A 21535-nucleotide genomic window follows, 5' to 3' on the forward strand; every position below is an offset into this window, starting at 1 on the left:
GTCCGGCGGCGTCCTAGTCTCCCACAGCGTCCCCGCTGCAGTACCATCGGCGCTGAAAGGCTTAACTTCCGGGTTCGGGATGGGACCGGGTGTTTCCCTCTCGCTATGGCCACCGGAACAACCACCACGGTCACCCGTGACTGGTCATGTCCGATCAACACAACACACTATTCACATATAGCTTTCGTGGGCCATGGACCCGGACAACCAGACACGACTGGGCGACCGAAAACCATCAACCAACAACTTCACAGTGGACGCGTAACATCTTTGTAGAAAGACAAGCCCTCGGCCTATTAGTATCGGTCAGCTCCATGCATTACTGCACTTCCACATCCGACCTATCACCCCATGGTCTATAGGGGGCCTTACCAGATTAATCTGTGGGAGCCCTCATCTTGAAGCGTGCTTCCCGCTTAGATGCTTTCAGCGGTTATCACTTCCCAACGTAGCCAACCAGCCGTGCTCCTGGTGGAACAACTGGCACACCAGAGGTTAGTCCGTCCCGGTCCTCTCGTACTAAGGACAGCTCTTCTCAAGACTCCTACGCGCGCAGCGGATAGGGACCGAACTGTCTCACGACGTTCTAAACCCAGCTCGCGTGCCGCTTTAATGGGCGAACAGCCCAACCCTTGGGACCGACTCCAGCCCCAGGATGCGACGAGCCGACATCGAGGTGCCAAACCATGCCGTCGCTATGGACGCTCGGGCAAGATCAGCCTGTTATCCCCGGGGTACCTTTTATCCGTTGAGTCCTGGCGCTTCCATGTGCCACCAGAAGATCACTAGTCCCGACTTTCGTCCCTGCTCGAGATGTCTCTCTCGCAGTCAAGCTCCCTTGTGCACTTACACTCGAAACCTGATTGCCAACCAGGCTGAGGGAACCTTTGGGCGCCTCCGTTACCTTTTAGGAGGCGACCGCCCCAGTCAAACTACCCATCAGGCACTGTCCCTGAACCGGATAACGGTCCAAAGTTAGATAACCAGAGTGACCAGAGTGGTATTTCAACGACGACTCCACCCGAACTGGCGTCCGGGCTTCACAGTCTCCCACCTATCCTACACAAGTCACACCGATCACCAATACCAAACTATAGTAAAGGTCCCGGGGTCTTTCCGTCCTGCTGCGCGTAACGAGCATCTTTACTCGTACTGCAATTTCGCCGAGTTCGTGGTGGAGACAGCGCCCAAATCGTTACTCCATTCGTGCAGGTCGGAACTTACCCGACAAGGAATTTCGCTACCTTAGGATGGTTATAGTTACCACCGCCGTTTACTGGGGCTTAAGTTCAAGGCTTCGCCGTGAGGCTAACCCTTCCCCTTAACCTTCCAGCACCGGGCAGGAGTCAGTCCGTATACATCGTCTTACGACTTAGCACGGACCTGTGTTTTTAGTAAACAGTCGCTTGGGCCTGGTCTCTGCGACCCTCAACGCTTTCGAAGCAAGTTCTACTACGCATCGGGTCCCCCTTATCCCGAAGTTACGGGGGTATTTTGCCGAGTTCCTTCACCACGATTCTCTCGATCGCCTTGGTATTCTCTACCTATCCACCTGTGTCGGTTTGGGGTACGGGCGGCTCATATCTCGCTCACGAAGCTTTTCTAGGCAGCATAGGATCACTCTTACGACCACACACATGCGGCCGACCCATCATGTCTCAGACACATGAGGTGCGGATTTGCCTACACCTCGCCCTACACACTTAGCCCGGGGATATCCAAACCCGGGAAGAGCTACCTTCCTGCGTCCCTCCGCAGCTTGCCTACTACAAGATCGGGTCACGCACTCAACCAACCACAGACCCGAAGGTCCGACGGCCGGCCTCACGCGCTTAGCATCACTCGCCTCAACACGGACGATATTTCGCCGGTACGGGAATATCAACCCGTTGTCCATCGACTACGCCTGTCGGCCTCGCCTTAGGTCCCGACTCACCCAGGGCAGATTAGCTTGACCCTGGAACCCTTGGATATTCGGCGGACGGGTTTCTCACCCGTCATTCGCTACTCATGCCTGCATTCTCACTCGTGTGCTCTCCACGGCCGGGTCACCCCGCCGCTTCACCGCGCACACGACGCTCCCCTACCCATCCACACAGCCTCACGGCCTAAACATGTGAATGCCATAGCTTCGGCGGATAACTTGAGCCCCGCTAAATTGTCGGCGCAGAATCACTTGACCAGTGAGCTATTACGCACTCTTTCAAGGATGGCTGCTTCCAAGCCAACCTCCTGGTTGTCACCGCAACTCCACATCCTTTTCCACTTAGTTATCGCTTAGGGGCCTTAGCTGATGATCTGGGCTGTTTCCCTCTCGACTATGAAGCTTATCCCCCACAGTCTCACTGCCGCACTCTCACTTACCGGCATTCGGAGTTTGACTGATTTCGGTAAGCTTGTGGGCCCCCTAGACCATTCAGTGCTCTACCTCCGGTAAGAAACATACGACGCTGCACCTAAATGCATTTCGGGGAGAACCAGCTATCACGGAGTTTGATTGGCCTTTCACCCCTATCCACAGCTCATCTCCTCGGTTTTCAACCCAAGTGAGTTCGGGCCTCCACGACGTCTTACCGTCGCTTCACCCTGGCCATGGATAGATCACTCCGCTTCGGGTCTAGAGCACGCGACTCAAACGCCCTATTAGGACTCGCTTTCGCTACGGCTACCCCACACGGGTTAACCTCGCCACGTACCACTAACTCGCAGGCTCATTCTTCAAAAGGCACGCCGTCACCCCACCCCAAAGGGCAAAGCTCCGACGGATTGTATGCGGCCGGTTTCAGGTACTATTTCACTCCCCTCCCGGGGTACTTTTCACCTTTCCCTCACGGTACTTGTCCGCTATCGGTCACCAAGGAGTATTTAGGCTTAGCGGATGGTCCCGCCAGATTCACGCGGAATTTCAGGGGTTCCGCGCTACTTGGGAATCACTCAAGGGAGTGACCAGCATACGTCTACAGGAGTCTCACCTTCTACGCCACGCCTTCCCAGACGCTTCGACTTCACTGATCATTTCTTACTCCCCGGTCGCACGGCAGCACAACCAAGAACAACCCCACAACACCCCCACTGCAACACCTGCCGGCTATCACACAGTAAAGGTTTGGCCTCTTCCGCTTTCGCTCGCCACTACTCACGGAATCACTATTGTTTTCTCTTCCTACGGGTACTGAGATGTTTCACTTCCCCGCGTTCCCTCCAACTGCCCTATACATTCAGGCAGAGGTCGCCGGACATGACTCCGGTAACTTCAAGGTTTCCCTATTCGGACATCCCCGGATCACAGCTCGTTTACCAGCTCCCCGAGGCTTATCGCAGGTTACAACGTCCTTCATCGGCTCTTGGTGCCAAGGCATCCACCGACCGCACTTAGTAGCTTGTCAAAATCTACAAAGATGCTCGCGTCCACTGTGAAATTATCAACACACACACGGAAAACCAGCCCACCCACCACACAAGCAGCAGCAGACCAGCCCCGCACAGAGAAAACCGATCACCCAACAGGCAACCGACCCCTCAAAACCCAACAACGTACTCCACGACACCCACCCCCAACACCCAGCCCACTTTCCACACCCCAACAGGAGCAGTACTCACAAACCAGACACCAGGAGACAAGCATCTCCAGCCAATGTTCCACAAACCAGAGCCACCAGGCCCAGTGACACTCGCACCAGAAACCCAGCAACACATCAACCACCACCCACCCCCACAGGGACAAGCAGCAGTCAACGGCTCCTTAGAAAGGAGGTGATCCAGCCGCACCTTCCGGTACGGCTACCTTGTTACGACTTAGTCCTAATTACCGGTCCCACCTTCGACAGCTCCCCCCCGCAAAACGGGTTAGGCCACCGGCTTCGGGTGTTACCGACTTTCATGACTTGACGGGCGGTGTGTACAAGCCCCGGGAACGTATTCACCGCAGCGTTGCTGATCTGCGATTACTAGCGACTCCGACTTCATGGGGTCGAGTTGCAGACCCCAATCCGAACTGAGACCGGCTTTTTGAGATTCGCTCACCCTCACAGGCTCGCAACTCTTTGTACCGGCCATTGTAGCATGCGTGAAGCCCTGGACATAAGGGGCATGATGACTTGACGTCATCCCCACCTTCCTCCGAGTTGACCCCGGCGGTCTCCTATGAGTCCCCGGCATAACCCGCTGGCAACATAGGACGAGGGTTGCGCTCGTTGCGGGACTTAACCCAACATCTCACGACACGAGCTGACGACAGCCATGCACCACCTGTAAACCGACCCAAAAAGGGGGCACCTATCTCTAGATGTTTCCGGCATATGTCAAACCCAGGTAAGGTTCTTCGCGTTGCATCGAATTAATCCGCATGCTCCGCCGCTTGTGCGGGGCCCCGTCAATTCCTTTGAGTTTTAGCCTTGCGGCCGTACTCCCCAGGCGGGGTACTTAATGCGTTAGCTACGGCACGGAGAACGTGGAATGTCCCCCACACCTAGTACCCACCGTTTACAGCGTGGACTACCAGGGTATCTAAGCCTGTTTGCTCCCCACGCTTTCGCTTCTCAGCGTCAGGAAAGGTCCAGAGAACCGCCTTCGCCACCGGTGTTCCTCCTGATATCTACGCATTCCACCGCTTCACCAGGAATTCCATTCTCCCCTACCTTCCTCAAGTCAGCCCGTATCGAAAGCAAGCTCAGAGTTAAGCCCTGAGTTTTCACTCCCGACGCGACAAACCGCCTACAAGCTCTTTACGCCCAATAAATCCGGACAACGCTCGCACCCTACGTATCACCGCGGCTGCTGGCACGTAGTTAGCCGGTGCTTCTTCTGTGGGTACCGTCACAAAAAACTTCGTCCCCACTGAAAGCGGTTTACAACCCGAAGGCCGTCATCCCGCACGCGGCGTTGCTGCATCAGGCTTCCGCCCATTGTGCAATATTCCCCACTGCTGCCTCCCGTAGGAGTTTGGGCCGTATCTCAGTCCCAATGTGGCCGGTCACCCTCTCAGGCCGGCTACCCGTCGAAGCCTTGGTGAGCCACTACCTCACCAACAAGCTGATAGGCCGCGAGTCCATCCCAGACCAGAAAACCTTTCCAACAAACCCCATGCGAGGAAAGCTGAATATCCGGTATTAGCACCTGTTTCCAGAAGTTATCCCAGAGACTGGGGCAGGTTACTCACGTGTTACTCACCCGTTCGCCACTCGTGTACCCCCGAAGAGGCCTTACCGTTCGACTTGCATGTGTTAAGCACGCCGCCAGCGTTCGTCCTGAGCCAGGATCAAACTCTCCGTCGAAAAAACAAAAAACCAACCACCACCAAAGCAGCAGCCAGCCAAAAATGTTTCAATCAACAAAAACTTCAACCACTGACAAAGACCCAAAAACTGGATCAATCAATCAATCATCAAAGGAATCCCAAACCAACCCCCAAAAGAGGGCCAGCCACGGGAAAAAACACAGACACAGCCACAAACAACCATGCCTGCAAAAATTGGCATTGACTTTTAAAGTACGCTGTTGAGTTCTCAAGTTTCGGTTGCTCCTGGAGCTTCCACCCCTCAGGGTTTCCGCTCCGGGCAACTCGCCCAACCTTACTCCGGCTCCTCGTCCCCGTCAAATCGGCGGTTTCTCGGCTTCCGTTGCTTGGCCCCGGGCGCTTGGTGAACATTACTGGAACACCCGGGGCCGTGCAAATCGGCGGTGGCCGGCGTCATACACCCTGGTCAGGCGCGCTTTGCCTCCTCCACCAGGGCGTCGATGTCCAGTGCCTTGATCTGGTCGATGAGCGAGTCGACCTGCTTCCCGTTGAGGAGCCCTGCCTGGCGGAACACGAGGTGCCCCCGGCGGAAGCCCATGATCGTGGGGATGGACTGGATGTCCCAGGCCGCGGCCAGGTCCCGCGCGTCCTCGGTGTCGACCTTGCCGAACACGACGTCGTCATGCCGGCCGGAGGCGTCCTCGTAGATCGGCGCGAAGCGCTTGCACGGGCCACACCAGTCGGCCCAGAAGTCGACGAGGACGACCTCGTTCTCGCTCACAGTGCTGTTGAAGTTCTCGGTGGTCAGGGCGGTGGTCGCCATGGGCGATCCCCTCTCTTCCTCGGTTCAGTACGACGTGGAGAGCAACGTCTCCAGCGGCCACGATATTCCCGTGGCGCGACACCCCCGAGGGTATCCCCCGCCCAGGCGGGTCACTTGATGGCGGTGAGCTTCCGCATGGGCAACGGGATCCGGACGACGCCCCTCGCGTCCGCCCGGGCCGCGAGGAACTCCACCGCTGCCGCCGCGCGTTTCGGTGTCGTGGCGCCACGAAGACCGCCGATCAGGCGTTCGGCGTCCTCCCTGGTCCTGATCTCTACGTAGTACTTGGCGCGCTTGTCCTCGGCCTTGATGAGCCCCACGGCCTGGAAGGCGTCGCGCGCCTTGAACTCGGTGAGTCCCGGCAGCTGCGGAGCGACTCGGAGGATGTGCGCCAGCCGCCCGACGAGTCGCAGGTCGGAGGTGTTGGCCGGCCGGAGTGAGGGCGTGAGGGCCGCGAAGACGCCGCCCGGGCGCAGCACCCGCGCCACCTCGGACAGCAGGCGGGACCTATCGGCCACCACGGCGATGCCGAGGGACGACACCACGGCGTCGAAGCTGTCGTCGGCGAAGGGCAGGTAGGAGGCGTGCCCGGCCACCAGGGGTCCTCGCCCCCGCCGGGCGGCTTCGTGGAGTTCCGCCTCGGACCGGTCGAGTCCGATGACGGTCCTGCCCTCACGTGCCAGCCGGTCCACCATGGCTCCCGCGCCGCACGCCAGGTCCAGCACCAGACCGGCCGAGCCGGAGACGGAGCGCGCCAACCACTCGTAGGGGGTGTGGTCGCCGCCGTACGCGCGGCTGAGGACGTCCTCGATGGCCCCGGGCACCCGCTGCCCCCGCCAGCGGTCCCCCCGGGGGCTCATGCCCTGCTCACGAACAGGAGTTCGGCGGCCAGGAGGCCGATGTCTCCGGTGACGCCGTCGTGGGACACCCGCACGACGTCGACGATCCGCTGCGCCTCGAACGCCGCCCCGGGCCTGAGCCCCATCGTCGCCAGACTCGGGAGCATCGCGCTGTCGGCCTGCAGGTTCTCGCTCATCCGCTCGAGCACGAACCGCTGCGGGATGTCGGAGACGAGGTCGCTCAGCGGGTCGGCGTGGTCCCGGAAGGGGACGTGCTCCACGTCCACGCCCAGATCCTGGAGCCCAGGGATCGGGTTGCCGTAGGGCGAGCGCGTCGGGGACCCGAGGATGGCGATGAGGCGCTTCTCGACGTCGAGGGAGATGACGTGCTCCCAGCGGCAGGCCTCGTCGTGCACCTTCTCCCACTCGAGGCCGATGACCTCGGTGAGGAGGCACTCGGCCAGGCGGTGCTTGCGCATCACGTCGCGCGCCAGCCGGGCGCCCGTCCTCGTGAGCCGGATCGTGCGGTCGACGTCGACGATCAGCAGGCCGTCGCGCTCCATGCGCGCCACGGTCTGAGACACGGTTGGCCCGGACTGGTGCAGACGCTCGGCGATCCGTGCCCGCAACGGCTGCACGCCCTCCTCGAGGAGTTCGTACACCGTCCGGAGATACATCTCCGTCGTGTCGATCAGGTCGCTCATGACACCCCCTCGCATCACATCCTAGTGTCGGGGTGCGACGCGGCGACCCGTCAGCTGTGGAGAGCCGGCCTGCGCACCCACTGTCCGCGGCGCAGCACGCCGTGCAGGCGGCCCGCGTCGTCGACGAGGCAGATGTCGGCGAAGCGCCCGGGCACCAGTTCGCCCACCTCGTCCAGGCCGTGCCAGGCGGCCGGCGTCGTCGCGGCCATCAGCGCCGCGTCCGGGATCGAGACCCCGACCTCCCGGACGACGAACTCGAACGCGCCGGCCATGGTCAGCGTGGAACCGGCGATCGCTCCGGGCTCGCCGTCGGCGGTGACCAGCCGGGCGGTGCCGGCGCTCACCTCGACCTCGAGGTCGCCCAGGATGTAGCGGCCGTCCCCGTCCCCGGTGGCACTCATGGCGTCGGTGACCAGGGCGACCCTGGCAGGCGTCGCGGCGGCTATGGCCATCTCGGCGACGACGGGGTGGTGATGCACGCCGTCGCAGATGAGCTCGACCATGACCCGCTCGTCGGTGAGGAGCACCGGGACGGGACCAGGGTCGCGATGGTGGATGGGGCGCATCGCCGAGAACAGGTGGGTGGCGACGCGGGCGCCCCACCCGATGGACACGGCAGTCCGGCGGTCGTCGGCGTCGGAGTGGCCGAAGGCGACCGCCACGCCCGCCTCGGTGAAGCGGCGGGTCGCGGCCTCGGCGTGAGGCAGCTCGACAGCGAGCGTGATCATCTTCAGCGCCGGTCCGCCCGCCCGCAGGAGCCGCTCGACCGAGTCGGGATCCGGATCCCGCAGGAGCGCCTGGTCGTGGGCGCCCTTGCGCTCAGGTGCCAGGAACGGTCCCTCGAGGTGGATTCCGTCCAGGTCGCCCGACTCCACGAGGGCGCTCAGCACTCCGAGCTGAGCCTCCAGGCGCTCGAGCGGCTCGGTCACCGTGCTGGCGAACAGCGTCGTGGTGCCCTGGGAGCGATGGAACCCGACGGCCCTGCGGTTGCGCTCGGGGTCCGGGTCGCCGAAGCTCACGCCGACGGCGCCGTGGCAGTGTGTGTCCACGAACCCGGGGACCGCCCAGAGAGCCGGCCCCGGCATCGGCGGCCCCGCTGCGACCGACAGGATGCGGCCGTCGCGGACCTCGATGGTGGCGTCGTCGACGACCCCGGCGGGTGTGACGGCGTGAGCGACGGTCAGCTGCAGGTCCATGTCCGCATTCAAGCACCGCGGCGGGCGCGGGACCCAGGCTCGCTGAACGTGGCTGCGCGACCCGTCGCCCCGCATGGGAAACTTGGCCCGTGATCCAGATCCCCGCTGACCTGCTCCCCGCCGACGGCCGCTTCGGCTCCGGTCCCGCCAAGGTGCGGCCCGAGGCACTCGACTACCTGGCCATGCGCGGCGACATCCTCGGCACCTCGCACCGGCAGGCACCGGTCCGCGACCTGGTGCGCTCCGTCCAGGAGTCGCTGGCGGAGTTGTATCGGCTGCCCGAAGGCTACGAGGTCGTCCTCGGCAACGGCGGGTCCACCCTGTTCTGGGACATGGCGGTCTCGTCGCTCATCGAGCACCGCTCGGCCCACGGCGTCTTCGGCGAGTTCTCCCGGAAGTTCGCCACGGCCTCCGCCCGCGCGCCGCACCTGGGTGATCCGGTGGTCAGCGAATCGGCGCCTGGCGGCGTCGCGGTGCCTGAGGCCGTCGACGGCGTGGACACGTACGCGTGGGCGCAGAACGAGACCTCCACGGGCGCAGCCGCCCCCGTGCGCCGCGTCGGGGACGGGCTCGTCCTCATCGATGCGACCTCGTCGGCGGGCGGCATGGACGCGGACATCGCGGAGACCGACGTCTACTACTTCGCCCCGCAGAAGAACTTCTCCTCCGACGGCGGCTTGTGGCTCGCGTTCGCCTCGCCCGCCGCGATCGAACGGGCCGAGCGCATCAAGGCCTCGGGGCGGTGGATCCCAGGCATCCTCGACTTCTCGGCGGCGGTCACCAACTCCCGCCAGCACCAGACCCTCAACACCCCCGCGCTGGCGACGCTCCTCCTGCTGGAGGACCAGCTCGCGTGGCTGCACGAGCTCGGCGGCATGCAGGCCGTCGCTGAGCGCTGCGCCACGTCCACGGGGATCCTGTACGACTGGGCCGAGGACCGCGACATCGCCGCTCCGTTCGTGCAGGACCCGGCGCACCGGTCCCCTGTGGTCGCCACCATCGACCTCGACGAGTCCGTCGACGCCAAGCAGGTCATCGCGACGCTGCGGGCCAACGGCATCGTCGACGTCGACCCCTACCGCGCGCTGCAGCGCAATCAGCTGCGCGTGGGCTGCTTCGCGTCGGTGGATCCCGACGACGTCCAGGCCCTGACCGCCTGCCTCGACTACGTCATCGAGCGGATGTGACGCTCAGCGCTTGACCAGGTAGGTCACCGCCCCGGCCGCCAGCGACACCGCGGCGGCGAGGATGAGCGCCACGGCCGTGCCGGTCCGGGCGGGCCCGGGCTCGCGCACGGGTTCCTCGACGGCGTCCACGGAAGCTGAGGGGCTGGCGTCCGGTTCGGCGGGCGCGCTACCGGATTCGGAGGGCGCCGGCTCGGGCGTCAGCGTCACCGTGGTGTCCGACGCGGGGACCTGCGTCTGCCGGAGCGCCGGGTTACCGCCGACGATGATCTCGTCATTGGGGCCGACCGCGAGAGACTCGCCGTCCGGCGCGCCCACGATGGTCTGCGTGACCAGCGGCTCCCACGTGAAGGCGTCGACGTACTCGATGCCCGCCGCGGTGCGGAGCGCCAGGGTGCTGCCGTCGGAGAGGAACGCCCCGTCGGTCACCCCCTCGGGCGCGTCCGCGACGCGCACCAAGGTGTTCATGTCCTGCCGCGACGGCTCGAGCGGGGCCCGGTAGATGCCGGGCTCCTCCCCCGCCGTCGCGATGTAGATCCGCCCCCGGCCCGAGATCATCATGGCCGTCGCATGCCGCGGTCCGTCCTCGTAGACGAAGTCGTAGGCGTGATACGTCGTGCCCGCCTCGTCCAGGGAACCCAGCCGATAGACGACGACGAAGTCCCGATCCGCGCCCTCGTCGCCGATGTCACCGACCCAGAGCCGGTCGCCCCGCCAGGCCAGGGCCTGCACGGACTCCGGCTGGGCGTTGAAGGACACCTCGCGGCCGTCGTCGGCCGAGGTGACGATGCCGCGGTCCGCCCGGGGCCCGGCCAGCCACAGCTCGCCGGTGCCCGACGCGTAGGCCATCCCGACAGCCGGCGTGGCGCCCTCCGGCGCCTCGATCTCGTCGGCGGACGCGGTCTGGATGGCGCCCAGGACGACGAGCAACACGAGCGCCAGGAGGACGCCCGTGACGATGAGACGACGTGTTCGCGGATTCACTGTGCCGATCGTACGCCCGGGTTACCGTTGGGGCATGCAAGAGCTCGTCTCGTGTGCGATCTCGATCGACGACGTGCGGGACATCTTCGGCGCCACCCCGGAGCTCGCCGACCGGCTCCGCGCCTCGTCCGCGGCACGTTTCCAGCGGCCTCAGGCATCGCACCGGAGGTGGTTGCGGCCGTTGCTGCGCCACGATCCCGAGCTCGAGGTCGCGCGGGACACGCCGTCGGCCGAGGACATGTCGGCGCTCCTGGCCGGGGCACACATCCCCCCGGACCGCGTCGCGGCGTCGTGGCGCCTCCTGCTCGGCTGGGTGGAGGACCTGGCGGTCCGGTCGGCCCGCGTCCCCTGGGACAGGGCCGCGTTCGACCGCCTGGAGTGGAACCTGGCCCGCGCCGGCCTCAACAGCGACTACTCCCTGCGCCGCCTCGCCGACCGCGACCTCGGCATCCCCCTCCACCCGATGCCGGACCAGGTGGCCGGGTATGCGAAACACGTCCACGCCGTCGAGACCCGCGACGCGCTGCGTGCGGTCCGCGACCATCCGGAGTTGGAACCCGGCGACCGTCAGGTCCTCGACCCGATCCTCAGCGTGCTCGACGCCGCATCCGCCGACCCGCGCCTCGACGTCGTGACCATCGGCGCGCGGGCCTGACGGCCCCCGCCGGCGTCAGGCGGGGTCGATCACCAGCACCAGGTCGCCGCCCTCCAGCTGGGTGGTTCCGGGCAGCACGACGCGGCTCACGAACCCGGCCACCGGGGCGTTGATGGCCGCCTCCATCTTCATGGCCTCGATCGTGGCCACCTGCTCACCGACGGCGACCGTCGTGCCCACGCCGACCGTCGGGGTCACCGCACCGCTGAACGGCGCGGCGACGTGCCCCTTGTTGCCGGTGTCGGCCCGCTCGGCGGCCGCCACCTCGGACTTGATGCTGAGGTCGCGGACCCTCACCGGCCGGATCTGGCCGTTGAGCAGGCACATCACGGAGCGCTTGCCACGCTTGTCCGGCTCCGAGATGGCCTCGATGCCGGCCAGCAGCGTGACGCCCTTCTCCAGGGTGATCGCGTACTCGCGGCCGCGCTCCATGCCGTACAGGTAGGGCACCGTGGGCAGCACCGAGATGTCGCCGAAGTCCTCGCGCTGCTGCTCGAAGTCCTTCGTCGGACCGGGGAAGAGCAACCGGTTGAGCGTCTCCTGCCGGGTCCGTCCCGGCTCCGCGAGCAGAGACAGGTCCTCCTCGGCCACCTCGGTGACGCGGGCGGGGGTACGGCGGCCCTCGATGGCGCGGGAGCGGAACGGCTCGGGCCAGCCGCCGGCGGGCTCACCGAGCTCGCCGTTGAGGAACCCGATGACGGAGTCCGGGATGTCGAACTTCTGCGGATCCGCCTCGAACTCCGCCGGGTCCGCGCCCACGGCCACGAGGTGCAGCGCCAGGTCCCCGACGACCTTCGACGACGGGGTGACCTTGGTCGGACGGCCGAGGATCTTGTCCGCGGCCTCGTACATGTCCTCGATCGCCTCGAACTTCTCGCCGAGGCCCAGCGCGATGGCCTGCTGGCGCAGGTTCGACAGCTGGCCGCCCGGGATCTCGTGGCTGTACACCCGGCCCGTGGGTGCGGGGAGGCCCGACTCGAACGGCCGGTACATCTTGCGCACCGCCTCCCAGTAGGGCTCCAGATCGAGCACCGCCTGCGGGTCCAGCTCGGACTGCCGCTCGGTCTGGTCCAGCGCCGCGACGAGGGCCGACATCGGCGGCTGCGACGTCGTCGAGCTCATGGCGGAGTTGGCGACGTCGACCGCGTCGACGCCCACGTCGATCGCGGCCATCAAGGTGGCGAGCTGGCCGCCGGTGGTGTCGTGCGTGTGCAGGTGGACCGGCAGGTCGAACCGCTCGCGCAGCGACGAGACCAGCCGCCGCGCCGCCTCGGGCCGCAGCAGGCCAGCCATGTCCTTGATGGCGATGATGTGGGCGCCCGCCTCCACGATGCGCTCCGCCAACCGCAGGTAGTAGTCCAGGGTGTAGATCTTCTCGGCCGGGTCGAGGAGGTTGGAGGTGTAGCACAGCGCAACCTCCGCCACCGACGGCGTTTCCCGCACCGCGTCGATCGCGGGCCGCATCTGCTCGACGTCGTTGAGGGCGTCGAAGATGCGGAAGATGTCGATGCCCGTGGCAGCGGCCTCGTCGACGAATGCGCGCGTCACCTCGGTGGGGTACGGCGTGTAGCCGACCGTGTTGCGGCCGCGCAGCAGCATCTGCAGGTTCTGGTTGGGCATGGCCTCCCGGAGGGTCGCCAGACGCTCCCACGGGTCCTCGCCGAGGAACCGCAGCGCGACGTCGTAGGTGGCTCCACCCCAGCACTCCACCGAGAGCATCCGGGGCAGCAGGCGGGCCTGCACCGGCGCCACCGCGGCCAGGTCGCGGGTCCGGACCCGGGTGGCCAGCAGCGACTGGTGGGCGTCGCGGTACGTGGTGTCGGTGATGCCGACGGCGGTGGCCGCGCGCAGCTCGCGTGCGAAGCCCTCGGCACCCAGCGCCAGGAGGCGCTGCCGGGACCCGTCGGGGGCGGGGGCGCCGAGGTCTGCGCCGGGGAGCTTGACCTGCGGGTCCAGCGTCGTGGGGGCCTCGCCGTGCGGCCGGTTGACGGTCACCTCGGCCAGATGCCTCAGGAGCTTGGTAGCGCGATCTGCGGGCGTCCTCGCGTGGAGCAGGTAGGGCCGCTCGTCGATGAACGACGTCGTCACCCCACCGGCGGCGAAGTCCGGGTCGTCGAGCACCGCGCGCAGGAAGGGAATGTTGGTGGCCACGCCGCGCACGCGGAACTCGGCCAGCGCGCGCCGGGCGCGCGCGACGGCCATCCCGAAGTCGCGGCCCCGGGCGGTGAGCTTGACCAGGAGGGAGTCGAAGTGGGGGCTGATCTCGACGCCCGTGCCGGTGGTGCCGCCGTCGAGGCGGATCCCCGCGCCGGACGCCGACCGGTAGGCGGTGATCAGCCCCGTGTCCGGACGGAAGGAGTTCATCGGGTCCTCGGTGGTGATGCGGCACTGCAGCGCCGCTCCCCGGATCTCGAGCTCCTCCTGCCGTACTCCGATCTCCTCGAGGCTGAGGCCGCTGGCGATGCGCATCTGCGCCTGCACCAGGTCGACGTCGGTGATCTCCTCGGTGACCGTGTGCTCTACCTGGATGCGCGGATTCATCTCGATGAACACGTGCCTGCCGGCCCGCTCGCCCTCGGTCTCGACCAGGAACTCGACGGTGCCGGCGCAGGTGTAGTCGATGGCCTTGGCGAACTTGATCGCGTCGCTGGTGAGCGCGTCGCGGAGCTCCTGCGAGATGTGCGGCGCCGGGGCGATCTCGACGACCTTCTGGTGCCGCCGCTGGATGGAGCAGTCGCGTTCGAACAGGTGGACGATGTTGCCGTGGGTGTCGGCGAGGATCTGCACCTCGATGTGCCGCGGGGCGGCCACCGCCTGCTCGATGAACACCGTGGGGTCGCCGAACGCGGCCTCGGCCTCCCGCATGGCCGCGCCCAGCTCCTCGGAGAGCTTGGCGGGATCGTCGACGCGCCGCATACCGCGGCCGCCGCCGCCGGCGACGGCCTTGACGAACACGGGGAAGCCGATCTCGTGGGCCGCGGCGATGAGCACGTCCGGGTCGGTCGACGGCGGGCACGAGTCGAGCGTCGGGACGCCGGCCTTGCGCGCGACTTCGAGCGCGCGGACCTTGTTGCCCGCCAGCGACAGGACGTCCGCGGAGGGTCCGATGAAGGTGATGCCGTTCTCGGCGCACGCAGCCGCGAGGTGCGGGTTCTCGGAGAGGAACCCGTAGCCCGGGTAGATCGCGTCGGAGCCCGACTCCTTGGCGGCCCGGATGATCTCGTCGATGTCCAGGTAGGCGCGGACCGGGTGCCCCTCCTCGCCGATGAGGTAGGACTCCTGCGCCTTGATCCGGTGGTCCGCGTTGCGGTCCTCGTAGGCGAACACCGCGACGGTCCGGTAGCCGAGCTCGTACGCGGCGCGGAACGCGCGGACGGCGATCTCGCCTCGGTTTGCGACCAATACCTTCTGGAACATGGGCGCCAGACTACCGGCCGTGCCTCGCGGCGGCGCCACGCTTCCACCGGCCATCCGCACCCCTTGACGCGCGCAGAGGCGTGTGCGGGGACGACGACGGGCCGGGGGCGCTCAGTCCCCCGGCCCGTCCGTCGCGTCAGGTCAGCTGATGAGGCCGAGCAGCGCGCCCTGGATGAAGTAGATGACGAACAGCGCCGCCACCACGTACATGAGCGGGTGCACCTGCTTCGCGTGCCCCTTGACCATCTTGATGAAGACGTAGGCCAGGAAGCCGGCGCCGATGCCCGTGGTGATCGAGTACGAGAACGGCATCAGGATGATGGTGAGGAAGGCGGGGATGCCGACCTCGGGATCGGTCCAGTCCACGTCCACGACCTGGGCGATCATCAGGAAGCCCACGAACACCAGGACCGGGGCCGCCGCCTCGGACGGCACCATGTTGATCAGCGGCGACAGGAAGATCGCCAGCAGGAAGGCCGCGCCCGTGACGACGGAGGCCAGGCCCGTGCGGGCGCCCTCGCCGACGCCGGCCGTCGACTCGATGTAGCAGGTGTTCGACGACACCGACCCGAGGCCACCGGCGGCGGCCGCGACCGAGTCGACGAGCAGGATCTCGGTGGTGCGCGGCGGCATGCCGTGGGCGTCGAGCAGCCCGCCCTCGCTGCCGACGGCGACGACGGTGCCCATAGTGTCGAAGAAGTCCGCGAGCAGCAGCGAGAACACCAGGACGGCCAAGGCCAGGAAGTTGGTGAACGAGAACTGGCCCTCGGGGAAGAACGCGCCGATCATGTCGACCCGGCCGATGAGGCCCAGGTCGGGCAGCGCGGCGAAGTCCGTGAGCTGGGGCACGTTGAGCGACCATCCCGTGGGGTTGACGCCGTCGGCGGTGAACTGCGGGCCGACCTTGGCGATCGCCTCGATGATGACGGCAGCGACCGTGGCGACGAGGATGGAGATGAGCATGGCCCCCTTGACCCGCAGCACGTACAGCGCGATGAGGACGACGATGCCGAGGAAGAAGATCGCGATGGGCCAGCCCATGAGGGAGCCGTTGATGCCGAGCTCGACCGGCGGGGCGCCCGCGGGCTTACGGACGATGCCTGCGTTGATGAGGCCGACGAACGCGATGAACAGACCGATGCCGACGGAGATCGCGGTGCGCAGCGTCTTGGGGATGGCGCGGAACACCGCTGTCCGGAACCCGGTGAGCACCAGGACGAAGATGATGATGCCCTCCCACACCACGAGGCCCATGGCCTGCGGCCAGGTCATCTGCGGGGCGAGGACGTAGGCCACCAGGGCGTTGAGGCCGAGGCCGGCGGCTAGACCCATGGGGAACCGCCCGATGACGCCCATCGCGAGCGTCAACAGGCCCGCCACGAGCGCCGTGGCCGCCGCGACCATGCCGATCGACTGGCCGACCGCGGCATCGTTGACGACCGTCATGGCGGCGTCGCTGAACTTCGGCTGCCCGGAGATCAGGTTGCCGTCGCGGTCGACGGCGGTGCCGATGATGAGGGGGTTGAGCGCGATGATGTACGCCATCGCGAAGAACGTCACCAGGCCGCCGCGGATCTCCCGGCTGAGAGTGGAGTGGCGCTTGGTGATCTCGAAGTAGCCATCGAGCCCGGACCGCTGACGCTCCGACTCGGGATGCAGCTTTGCTGCCTTGGGAGTATTGGTAACCACGGACGGCTATCGTACGGCCCCCGGAGTGGCGGGTCGACGCGGGTCCACCTGGCCCGCGTCCGCCCCGTCAGTCGAAGAGCGTCTGGTCGATGCCGATGGTGTCGAACGCCGGCTCCGGGAGCTCCTTCGCCCGCTCGACCGCGACGACGTCCGAGTGTCCGCCACAGCCGTGCTCGAGCGAGACGACGTGGGCGTCCCACGGCGAGTACTGGTTGGTGCAGGCGCCGAACAGCGTCCCCAACGACCCCCGCAGCGCCACGAAGTACCCGCACGTCATGCAGGGGGCCGGCGCCTCCTTGGATCCCTCGTCGTTCGGCCCGGGCGGGCCGGCGAGCCACCGCTCGGCCGCCTCGTCGCGCCCGTAGCGGCTGAGCACGCGCGGCCGGCCGAGACCCAGCTCGGCCACGGTGGTGCGCAGCTGGACCCAGTCCGCGTTGTCGGCGTCCACCGGGAGGTCTGTGGCCGCGAATCCCGGCTCGAGGCGCGGGTCGTTGTCCGGGGTGGCCATGAGCATGCCGGGGGCGATGTCGCCGGGGCCGATCCGGTCCTCCCAGGGGACCCAGGCGGGGGCGAGCAGCGCGTCCGGGCGCGGGAGGAGCACCGCCTCATTGACCGTGGGCGCCTTGGCGCGGGCGGCGCGCACGAGCGTGACCGCCCAGTACCAGTCGCTGTAGCCGGGAACGAGGCTGGCGAACGAGTGGGTCACCACCCGCTCGCCGTCCTCCGCGATGACGCCGAGGTGCTCGCCGACGGCGTCGTCACCGCCGGCCTCGACGGCCGCGGCTCGCGCGAGATCGACGGCGGCGGCCGTCACGGCGTCCAGCTTGGGTTTGGCCATCTACAGCTCCAGTTCGTCGGCCACGCGGCGCAGCAGTTCGGCGATCCGGCCTGCGTGCTTGCTGTCGGGGTGCCGACGGTGGCGGTAGTCGTTGCCGATGCCGTCGAGCATCTTGATGAGGTCCTCGACGATGACGGCCATCTGCTCGGGATTCTTCCGGGCGGCCTTGGACAGCGACGGCGGGGTCTCCACGATGCGCAGGCTCAGCGCCTGCTCGCCCTTACGGCCCTCGATGACGCCGAACTCGACCCGCTGGCCCGCCTTGAGGGCGGGCACGCCTGCGGGGAGCGCGTTGGAGCGCACGTAGACATCGCCGCCGTCGTCCTTGGTGATGAAACCAAAGCCCTTCTCAGCGTCGAAGAATCGCACTTTACCGGTAGGCACGTCGCCCTCACTTGCACTAGTAGCCAGTCAGAACGTGCAGTCTATCGGCTCGCGAGCGTCGGCCCCAATAATGCGCTCAGGTCGACGGCGTGATGCCGCGGAAGTAGTCGGCGTGCGCGAGCCCCGAGGCGGCCGCCTCGTCGATGACGATCACGGCGCGGGGGTGGAACTGGAGGATGGAGGCGGGACACACGGCGGCCACGGGCCCCTCGATCATCGCCGCGACGGCGGCGGCCTTGCGCTCCCCCGTCGCGACCAGGATCGCGGCGCGTGACTCCATGATGGTGCCGAGGCCCTGCGTGACGCAGTGCGTCGGGACGGCGTCGGGCGAGGTGAAGAAGCGGGCGTTGTCGGCCCGCGTCTGGGGCGTCAGGGTCTTGACGCGCGTGCGGGAGGAGAAGGAGGAGAAGGGCTCGTTGAAGCCCAGGTGTCCGTTGCTGCCGATGCCGAGGATCTGCACGTCCACGCCACCGACCGCGGCGATGGCCTCGTCGTAGGCGTCGGCGGCGGCCTGCAGGTCGGGCGCGGTGCCGTCTGGGACCCGCACCCGGGCCGGGTCCATGCGCAGGGGTTCGATGACGGTGCGCGTGATCACGCTGCGGTAGCTCTCCGGGTGGGCGGGATCGAGGCCTGCGTACTCGTCGAGCGCGAACCCGAGCCCGTGGGAGACGTCGAGGGTGCCTGCGGCGACGCGTCGCGCCAGCTCGGCGTAGAGCCGCAGCGGCGACGAGCCGGTGGCCAGGCCCAGCACCGGCGTCGGGATGCCGGCGAGACACTGGGCCACGCGGTCGGCCGCGACCTCCCCCACTCGCTCCGCGTCCCTGCAGATCACCACGTCCATGCGTCACTCCATCTGGTCACCGGCCCATGCCTGAGGTCGAGCCTAGGCCGCAGTGATCAGTCACCGTCCATTCGCGCGCACTTCCGCGCGCACAGAGTGAGCGGATGCGCACTGTCGTCGCGCGGATCGCGGGCCCGACTAGCATGGCCCCATGGCGAGCTGGCGGGACGGCGCGGAGTACGCGCCCACGGAACGACCCGACGGGTTCGCCACGCCGACCGCCGCGCCGCTCTCCGCGGCGGAGCCGTGGCGGGCGCCCACCCCTGGCCCCCTGGCCGCTCCCGAGGACTTCGACGCCCCCGAGTCCGCCCCGCTGTCCTCGGTGTCGGTCCGCGCGGAGTCCACACGGGACCCCCGCGACCCCATCACGACGGTCGCCGCGGCCCTCGCGCCGGCGGGCGCTCCGCGCGTCGACCGCGATCCCAGGGAGCCGATCGTCACGTCGGCTCCGCGTATCCCCGGCCCGGACTGGAACAGCGATGCCGGCGCGCAACTGCCCCCGCCCACCGGCCTGCCGCTGCACCGGATGCCCCCGCCCGCGGTGCCCGCGCCGCCCCAACCGGCCGCGGCGCCCGGCTTCCCGCCGCCGTCCATGCCGCAGGGGGCGGCCGGCCCCCAGCGGGTGGCGGCGCCCGCCTCGGGGGCCCAGCGGCAACTCGCCCTGGTGGCGGGCGCACTCAGCTTCCTCGGCTTCCTCGTGCCGTCCATCGCCCCGTTCGTGCTGGTCGGCGCCGGCGCCCTCGGCCTGCGGACGACCGCGCTCACGGGCCGCGCCGGGTCGTGGGCGCTCGGGGTGGGGCTGGCGACGGTCGCGGTGCGATTCGTCACCGGCAGCCTCGGCGAGCCCTCCGTCCTCGCGACGCTGGCCGCGCTGGGCTTCACCTTCGCCTTCGTCGTCGGCGGCCTCCGCCGGCGCTGACCGGGGTCAGCGCAGCGCGTCGCCCACCGGCACGGTCGATTCCTCCACCACTCCGAGATCGAGCGGGTCACCGCCCTCCCACGCCGCCAACGCAGCCAACTCGGCGGGCCACGTCAGGGGCGGCAGGTCACGGAGCCGGAACCACCCCGTCGCGACGTGCCGCGAGCGCTCCGCGACGGTGAGGCCGGAGGTCTCCGGCTCGAACCGCGGCGTGCGCACCAGGAAGATGGTCTCGTGCTGGACCAGGATGCGGTCGGAGTAGCCACGCAGCAGCAGTCTCGTGGCGACAGGCCCCTCCAGCGCGTCCGGGTCGACCGAGAGTCCGGTCTCCTCCGCGAGCTCCCGCGCGGCGGCGGCGCGCAGCGGCTCAGGCTCGTCGACGCCGCCCCCCGGCAGCTGCCAGAACCTCGACCCGGGGATCCCCGGGTCCGTGTCGCCCTGGAGCAGCACCTCGTCGCCGGCCAGCACGATGGTCCGGGCGGCGGCTCGGCGCCGGATCGGCCGGTCAGTGCTGGATGCGGCGGGCATGCGCCACCTCGTCGTCGATCAGATCCCGCCAGCTCGCCACGAGGTCCGGATCCACGTAGGCCTTGAAGGAGCGGCCTGGGCGAGCCGAGCCGCCGATGTGGAAAGCTCGGACGCCCGCCCTGACGAGCCAGGGCACATGCTCCGGCGCGAGCCCGCCGCCCGCCATGATCAGCTGCGCCACGGCCTGGTCCGCCTTGGCCCGGCGCACGAGATCGTCGAGGCCCTGCTCGACGCCGCGGGCCGAGCCGGCCGTCAGCACCTGGTCGAGCCGCGGGAGGGTCCGCACGGCGGCCCAGGCGCGGTCCTGATCGAGACAGTGGTCGATCGCGCGGTGGAACGTCCACGGGTAGTCGCCCTCGCCGACCAGCTCGGTGACGGTCGCGACGTCGACCGCGTTGGCTCCGTTGAGGAAGCCCAGGACCACGCCGTCGGCGCCGACGTCGAGGTAGCTCGCGATGAGGCCCTTCAGGCGCGTCGCCTCGCCGCCGTCCGTGCCGAATCCGGCCCGCAGCCGCACCATGGGGCGGATCTGGATCGACGTGGCACGCCGCACCTTCTCGACCGTGCGGGGCTCCGGCGAGAGCCCGTCGTCGTCCATGGTGCCGACGAGCTCGACACGGTCCGCGCCGCCGGCCTCGGCGCGCTCGGCGTCGGCCGCGTGCAGGGCGATGACCTCCAGCAGACTCATGTCCCCATCCTGCCAAGTGAGCGCACGGAGCGCGTGGAGGCGCGCAGCAGCGCTGCGCCGTCGGTAGCATGCGAGAGTGGTCGCCCCCGTCATCTCCGCCCCCGAACCCGCCGACGCCGAGGCGTGGTTCGACTTCATCGTGGCGCAGCAGGCCGAGACCTACGCCGGCATCGTGCCCGACGATTTCGTCGCCCGGCAGTCCGTGTATCGGCAGGAGTGGGTGCCCGGGTTGGCGGCGTCGTTCGCAGCGCCCGGCTCCGCGCGGCGCGTCGTGGCGAAGCTCGACGGGGCGATCGTCGGGGCCGCCTCCGTGGTGGACGGACCGCAGGACTGGGAGATCGGCGCAGGGCTGGTCCCCGCCCCGGCCGGGCGCGAGCTGGAGCGGCTGTACGTGGCGCCGGAGTGGCACGGCCGCGGGCTGGGCGCTCAGCTGCTGGAGCTCGTCGACGACGGCCGGGACCTGTATCTCTGGCTCATCGACGGCAACGAACGGGCCCGGGCCTTCTACCGGCGCCGCGGGTTCGTGGATCTGCCCGAGTCGCTGCGGACGAGCGAGAGCTGGGGCGGCGTCGCGATGCACCGCATGGTGCGCCGCGCCCCTGCGGCCTGA

The 21535-nt window shown here is 67.6% G+C and carries 16 protein-coding genes and 3 rRNA genes; 4 read left to right on the plus strand and 15 right to left on the minus strand.

Annotated features, from left to right (window positions below; translation table 11 throughout):
* From rrf to ACFQPD_RS04735, 7 genes are all read right to left on the minus strand, one after another.
* Positions 1-117: ribosomal RNA gene (gene rrf / locus ACFQPD_RS04705) — 5S ribosomal RNA — on the minus strand.
* 159 nt (positions 118-276) lie between these two features.
* A 23S ribosomal RNA gene (locus ACFQPD_RS04710) occupies positions 277-3386 on the minus strand.
* Between the two features lie 360 nt (positions 3387-3746).
* A 16S ribosomal RNA gene (locus tag ACFQPD_RS04715) occupies positions 3747-5273 on the minus strand.
* The 16S, 23S and 5S rRNA genes sit together here, the layout of an rRNA operon.
* Positions 5274-5702: 429 nt before the next feature.
* Positions 5703-6059, minus strand: coding sequence for a thioredoxin (gene trxA / locus ACFQPD_RS04720; RefSeq protein ID WP_068751501.1), 357 nt, complete (start codon positions 6057-6059; stop codon positions 5703-5705).
* Between the two features lie 110 nt (positions 6060-6169).
* On the minus strand, positions 6170-6919 hold the full coding sequence (locus ACFQPD_RS04725; protein ID WP_068751502.1) for a class I SAM-dependent methyltransferase: 750 nt from the start codon (positions 6917-6919) through the stop codon (positions 6170-6172).
* Complete coding sequence (locus ACFQPD_RS04730) at positions 6916-7602, minus strand: metal-dependent transcriptional regulator (RefSeq protein ID WP_353082843.1); 687 nt, start codon at positions 7600-7602, stop codon at positions 6916-6918. The genes ACFQPD_RS04725 and ACFQPD_RS04730 overlap by 4 nt, the downstream gene beginning before the upstream one ends.
* Positions 7603-7652: 50 nt before the next feature.
* Entirely contained in the window at positions 7653-8798 is a 1146-nt protein-coding gene (locus ACFQPD_RS04735) for an N-acetylglucosamine-6-phosphate deacetylase (RefSeq protein ID WP_385898947.1), read from the minus strand.
* 89 nt (positions 8799-8887) lie between these two features.
* Here ACFQPD_RS04735 and serC point away from each other — a divergent pair, with 89 nt between their 5' ends.
* The gene (gene serC, locus ACFQPD_RS04740) at positions 8888-9985 is read left to right on the plus strand and encodes a phosphoserine transaminase (RefSeq protein ID WP_385898948.1); all 1098 of its coding nucleotides are present in this window, start codon (positions 8888-8890) and stop codon (positions 9983-9985) included.
* A gap of 3 nt (positions 9986-9988) precedes the next feature.
* On the opposite strand, the gene ACFQPD_RS04745 is transcribed toward serC, so the two are convergent.
* Positions 9989-10966 carry a hypothetical protein gene (locus ACFQPD_RS04745; RefSeq protein WP_078919744.1) on the minus strand — a complete coding sequence of 326 codons (978 nt, stop codon included), beginning with the start codon at positions 10964-10966 and terminating at the stop codon, positions 9989-9991.
* Positions 10967-11000: 34 nt separating this feature from the next.
* Here ACFQPD_RS04745 and ACFQPD_RS04750 point away from each other — a divergent pair, with 34 nt between their 5' ends.
* Entirely contained in the window at positions 11001-11621 is a 621-nt protein-coding gene (locus tag ACFQPD_RS04750; protein WP_385898951.1) for a hypothetical protein, read from the plus strand.
* A 15-nt stretch (positions 11622-11636) separates the two neighbouring features.
* Here the strand turns inward: ACFQPD_RS04750 and ACFQPD_RS04755 are convergent, their stop codons facing one another.
* The 5 genes from ACFQPD_RS04755 to nagB all read right to left on the minus strand — a co-directional run bounded on the left by ACFQPD_RS04755 (position 11637) and on the right by nagB (position 18790).
* Complete coding sequence (locus ACFQPD_RS04755; RefSeq protein ID WP_385898953.1) at positions 11637-15038, minus strand: pyruvate carboxylase; 3402 nt, start codon at positions 15036-15038, stop codon at positions 11637-11639.
* 141 nt (positions 15039-15179) lie between these two features.
* Complete coding sequence (locus ACFQPD_RS04760; RefSeq protein WP_385898955.1) at positions 15180-16727, minus strand: NCS2 family permease; 1548 nt, start codon at positions 16725-16727, stop codon at positions 15180-15182.
* Between the two features lie 67 nt (positions 16728-16794).
* On the minus strand, positions 16795-17565 hold the full coding sequence (locus ACFQPD_RS04765) for a DUF3027 domain-containing protein (RefSeq protein ID WP_385898958.1): 771 nt from the start codon (positions 17563-17565) through the stop codon (positions 16795-16797).
* Positions 17566-17949: a cold-shock protein gene (locus ACFQPD_RS04770; RefSeq protein WP_068751510.1), complete on the minus strand. Its 384-nt coding sequence runs from the start codon at positions 17947-17949 to the stop codon at positions 17566-17568. It lies immediately after the preceding gene.
* A 76-nt stretch (positions 17950-18025) separates the two neighbouring features.
* Positions 18026-18790 (minus strand): glucosamine-6-phosphate deaminase, encoded by a 765-nt coding sequence (gene nagB / locus ACFQPD_RS04775; RefSeq protein WP_385898961.1) that lies wholly within the window; start codon positions 18788-18790, stop codon positions 18026-18028.
* Positions 18791-18941: 151 nt separating this feature from the next.
* On the opposite strand from nagB, the gene ACFQPD_RS04780 reads away from it, so the two are divergent.
* Complete coding sequence (locus ACFQPD_RS04780) at positions 18942-19709, plus strand: hypothetical protein (RefSeq protein WP_385898964.1); 768 nt, start codon at positions 18942-18944, stop codon at positions 19707-19709.
* A 6-nt stretch (positions 19710-19715) separates the two neighbouring features.
* Here the strand turns inward: ACFQPD_RS04780 and ACFQPD_RS04785 are convergent, their stop codons facing one another.
* Both ACFQPD_RS04785 and ACFQPD_RS04790 read right to left on the minus strand, forming a co-directional pair.
* Positions 19716-20237: an NUDIX domain-containing protein gene (locus ACFQPD_RS04785; protein ID WP_078919750.1), complete on the minus strand. Its 522-nt coding sequence runs from the start codon at positions 20235-20237 to the stop codon at positions 19716-19718.
* Positions 20215-20925 carry a copper homeostasis protein CutC gene (locus ACFQPD_RS04790; RefSeq protein WP_353082703.1) on the minus strand — a complete coding sequence of 237 codons (711 nt, stop codon included), beginning with the start codon at positions 20923-20925 and terminating at the stop codon, positions 20215-20217. The genes ACFQPD_RS04785 and ACFQPD_RS04790 overlap by 23 nt, the downstream gene beginning before the upstream one ends.
* 76 nt (positions 20926-21001) lie before the next feature.
* Here ACFQPD_RS04790 and ACFQPD_RS04795 point away from each other — a divergent pair, with 76 nt between their 5' ends.
* On the plus strand, positions 21002-21535 hold the full coding sequence (locus tag ACFQPD_RS04795) for a GNAT family N-acetyltransferase (protein ID WP_385898966.1): 534 nt from the start codon (positions 21002-21004) through the stop codon (positions 21533-21535).

Source organism: Tessaracoccus sp. O5.2, assembly GCF_964266725.1.
Taxonomy (GTDB): domain Bacteria; phylum Actinomycetota; class Actinomycetes; order Propionibacteriales; family Propionibacteriaceae; genus Arachnia; species Arachnia lapidicapta.